The organism is Ameyamaea chiangmaiensis (genome assembly GCF_013376175.1).
Taxonomy (GTDB): domain Bacteria; phylum Pseudomonadota; class Alphaproteobacteria; order Acetobacterales; family Acetobacteraceae; genus Ameyamaea; species Ameyamaea chiangmaiensis.
Genome location: NZ_JABXXR010000256.1, coordinates 1 through 2,379 on the forward strand (window position 1 = coordinate 1; position 2,379 = coordinate 2,379).

4 protein-coding genes and 1 pseudogene are annotated in these 2,379 nt (G+C 66.7%); 4 read left to right on the forward strand and 1 reads right to left on the reverse strand.

Annotated features, from left to right (window positions below; all coding sequences use genetic code 11):
- The 3 genes and pseudogenes from HUK82_RS16030 to HUK82_RS16040 form a co-directional block, all read left to right on the forward strand.
- A pseudogene (locus tag HUK82_RS16030) lies at positions 1-197 on the forward strand (chaperone, ATP12); the annotation flags it as partial.
- Positions 198-378: 181 nt separating this feature from the next.
- Positions 379-540, forward strand: a complete 162-nt coding sequence (locus HUK82_RS16035) for a hypothetical protein (RefSeq protein WP_176614885.1) — start codon at positions 379-381, stop codon at positions 538-540.
- Between the two features lie 113 nt (positions 541-653).
- Positions 654-1,142 (forward strand): cupin domain-containing protein, encoded by a 489-nt coding sequence (locus tag HUK82_RS16040; RefSeq protein ID WP_176614886.1) that lies wholly within the window; start codon positions 654-656, stop codon positions 1,140-1,142.
- A gap of 259 nt (positions 1,143-1,401) precedes the next feature.
- Here HUK82_RS16040 and HUK82_RS16045 read toward each other — a convergent pair whose 3' ends face one another.
- The gene (locus tag HUK82_RS16045) at positions 1,402-1,704 is read right to left on the reverse strand and encodes a hypothetical protein (RefSeq protein WP_176614887.1); all 303 of its coding nucleotides are present in this window, start codon (positions 1,702-1,704) and stop codon (positions 1,402-1,404) included.
- Between the two features lie 132 nt (positions 1,705-1,836).
- On the opposite strand from HUK82_RS16045, the gene HUK82_RS16050 reads away from it, so the two are divergent.
- A partial coding sequence (locus HUK82_RS16050) for a hypothetical protein (protein ID WP_218061620.1) occupies positions 1,837-2,379 on the forward strand: 543 nt, incomplete at its 3' end.

Consider the following 2,379-nt stretch of genomic DNA (forward strand, 5'->3'; position numbering starts at 1 on the left):
CGCTCGGCAGTCTCGTGCTCGGCCTTGCCCTGGCCGATGGCCGTCTGGACGCGGCCGAGGCAACGGCCCTCGCAACGCTGGATGACGAGGCGCAACTGGACGTGTGGGGCGACGATCCGGAGGCGCGGGCCCGACTGGCGACGATCGCCCGGGACGTGACGGACGCGGCGCGTTTCATGGCGCTGGCGGACGCCTGAAGCGCCGTCCGCAGCGGCCGTTATCGCAATGTCGCCTTAATTCGTCACAGTTTCGACCGTTTCAGGTGGCTCGTTGCACAGCGTCGACAGAGGTGACGATTGGTTACTTGAACGCGCGGGCGCGGCCTCCGAAAGCTGTCGCGATACGGATTAGCAGAGGGCAAGCACAATGAATGTTTCAATGAACGCTCCTGTCGCAGACCATCACACCCCCGCCGGTCGCCGCAGTCTCGGCCGCGTCGCCCGCCACCGCGTCGCCCGCGCGGTCGCGACAGCCGCGATGGGCGCATGGATTCTGCTGGCCGTCACCCCCGTCGTCGTGGTCATCTGCGCCATCCGGTAAGACCAACGCGCCGGACAGGGACCCGGTTTTCCGGATGGGTTCGTTACGCCATTCGCATCGTGGTGAAAAAGCTGCATCCTGGTGCGTCACACCCTGACAAGGATGCACGCTTGATGCGCATACCCGCTGTACTGATGTCCGCCGGATATCTCGCCGCCGCCCTCATGACATCATCGGCCCGGGCCGACACCGACGCCTCTGGCGCCACCGTCATTCCCGCGGCGCGAGACGTCGCGTGGCAGCCCGGGCCGCAAGATTTTCCGAAGTCGGTCAAATACGCCGTGCTGTACGGCGATCCGGCCAAGGACGGACCCTTTGCCATCCGCGTGATGATGCCACCTCACACGCTCTTTCCGCTCCACACCCATTCAATGGACGAGATGCTTACCGTCGTGTCCGGCAGCTTTGTGCATTACATCGGACCGGACATGCAGCACGCCAGCGCACGCACCATGGGGGCGGGCGGCTTCGTCGTGCTGCCCAAGGGCGTCGCCCACGCGCTCGAGACCAGAAATGCGTCCATGGTGGCGGAAGTCGTGGGTCGCGGACCTTTCGGCATGACATATGTGAACGCTACGCACATGCCGCCGACCGGGCACTGACGTCCGTCATGGAAAACGGCGGGGTCTTCCCCGCCGTTATGCTCTATGGCCAACCGGCGCCTGGAGACGGCCCTCAACAGGCCGACAGGGCTCGAATCGGAGCGGTGATGAAAGATGTTCGGGACAATACTTTCATTACGTATCTACACGCCCAGGCGGCAACGGCGCAGGGTTTTCGGCACGGCAGGGATGTTACAGACGGAAACCACCTCCACCGCCCGCGTATCGGCCTGTGCCTCAAGCAGGCCCACTGGTCGCGTCAGACCGACAGCGGCGCGTCCGGTGGCTCCCACTGCCGATCGGGATCGGGCTCGTCTTCATCCGGTCCGGCGCCGGGTTCGCCGATCGGCACGCCGGGCGGCTGGATCGCGGGATCGATCAGCGTGTCGTCATCAGGGTCGAGCGGCACGATATCGGCGTCCGGATCATCCAGAGGGTCGGTCCCCGGCGCTTCGTCAGGGGGCGGATCCTGCCATGGTACGCGCCCGGGTCCGGGCGGGACGGGTGGGATGCCCGGCTCTGGCACAGGCGGGGGAATGTCACTGGCGTAGGTGTGGGACATGATAGTCCTCCATGGCGGCTCTGAATGGCAACGGCACCCGCCCGGCGGAGTTGCGGTCGGCGCCCCGCGTCCCGTCGCCGCCGACCAGGACCCGCACCCCTCAAGCGCGGCTCATCCGGCCGGGTGGCCGTCTTGATCCGCATCGCCCTGATCTATTACGGCCTGTGCCGCAACACGGCCGCCCCGGCCGAAGCCATACGGCGCCTGATCGTGGCGCCGAACCACGCACGCGGCGTTCGTTTCACCACATGGGGGTTCCTGAACATCGCGGACCGGATCGACAATCCACGGACCGGTGAAATCGGGGTCGCGCTGGATGGCGGCAGCATCCTCGACCTCGGCTGCGACCACTACGCCCTGCGGCGGCAGCGCGACGACGAGATCGCCCCGCTTCTCGCCCTGTGCCGACGCACCAGCGACCCGTTTCACGACGGATGGGTATCGGTCGGCAATCTCCTGAACCAGCTTCTTGCCCTGCGGCAGGGGTGGCGCGCCTTCACCGCGATCGACACGATCCCGTATGACGCGTTTCTGTTCGTGCGGCCCGACCTTCTCTATCAGGACACACTCGATATCCCGCGCCTGCTGCGGCACATGCCCGGCCCCGGCTCCGTTCTGGTGCCGGACTGGCACGGCTGGGGCGGACTGAACGACCGCGCCGCCCTCGCACGCCCC

Excerpts from the sequence above, each read along its gene's own strand:
- HUK82_RS16035 (WP_176614885.1), top strand. The coding sequence starts at position 379 with ATGAACGCTCCTGTCGCAGACCATCACACCCCCGCCGGTCGCCGCAGT.
- HUK82_RS16040 (WP_176614886.1), top strand. The coding sequence starts at position 654 with ATGCGCATACCCGCTGTACTGATGTCCGCCGGATATCTCGCCGCCGCC.
- HUK82_RS16045 (WP_176614887.1), bottom strand. The coding sequence starts at position 1,704 with ATGTCCCACACCTACGCCAGTGACATTCCCCCGCCTGTGCCAGAGCCG.